1 pseudogene is annotated in these 420 nt (G+C 31.9%); it reads left to right on the plus strand.

What is annotated here, in order from left to right:
* Window positions 1–180: pseudogene (locus tag J7R10_RS08975) on the plus strand (serine protease); the annotation flags it as partial.
* Between the last annotated feature and the right edge of the window lie 240 nt (window positions 181–420).

Consider the following 420-nt stretch of genomic DNA (forward strand, 5'->3'; position numbering starts at 1 on the left):
GATAAAAAGCGTATTCGCGCTGGTGAAGTAATTGTTGATATCAATCAAAGTGCTGTCACGAAAATTGATGAGGCTAAAAAACGTATTCATAAATTGCGTGAGGCTGGACGTAAAAATGCTTTATTTATAGTTGCTCGTCCAGATGGAGAATTACGAGTTGTAACGCTTCCAATGGATTGATATTTGGAAGATTGTTTTTTGGATACATGTTTAGTCAATTTGTGTTTTGTTACTGTTATTAAGCGTGCAATAGGAAATAGTTTAATCTGTTTAATTGTCAAAAGAGTAATTATACAAAAAGATTAATCTCAAATTCTGTAATACAAAGATATTGATACATTTTGCTTTGTGGTAAATGAAAAGAAACGCAAGAAAGGTGATCTTCAAGAAAGTAGTTTACGAGGTGCTTATTTTGAATCA

The organism is Bartonella vinsonii subsp. berkhoffii ATCC 51672, from assembly GCF_902825225.1.
GTDB classification, from domain to species: Bacteria; Pseudomonadota; Alphaproteobacteria; order Rhizobiales; family Rhizobiaceae; genus Bartonella; species Bartonella berkhoffii.